This is a genomic window from Paraburkholderia sp. SIMBA_054, assembly GCF_046534875.1.
GTDB lineage: Bacteria > Pseudomonadota > Gammaproteobacteria > Burkholderiales > Burkholderiaceae > Paraburkholderia > Paraburkholderia hospita.
In genome coordinates this window covers 1-269 of sequence record NZ_JAWRXV010000838.1, presented here as the reverse complement: position 1 = coordinate 269, position 269 = coordinate 1, and the positions used below count along the sequence as shown (strand labels likewise).

Annotated in this window: 1 protein-coding gene; it reads left to right on the top strand. The window is 42.0% G+C overall.

Translation table 11 applies throughout. From position 1 onward, the window contains the following. On the top strand, positions 1-198 hold a 198-nt coding region (locus SB822_RS57465; RefSeq protein WP_410859157.1), incomplete at its 5' end, for a hypothetical protein. Positions 199-269: the final 71 nt, after the last annotated feature.

The window sequence follows — 269 nt, the reverse complement described above, 5'->3', positions numbered from 1 at the left end:
AAAGAAGTGAAAGAGGAAGAAGAATCGGCACAACAAGCAAAAATCTACACTGAAACTGAATTGAAGGGCATGAACAAAACTGAACAAGAAGCCATTATTATTGATCTTGGCGGCGATCCGTCTCAGCTCAAAGATAAGAGTGGAAGAATTGCCTTCATCCTCGATCATCAACAGCAACAAGAAAAAACAGGAGAGTAAGGCTGATGCTGATCTCTCCTGAAGATGTTAGGATGTATACCGTATTCGAGAGCGTGAAAAACCGCTCGGAT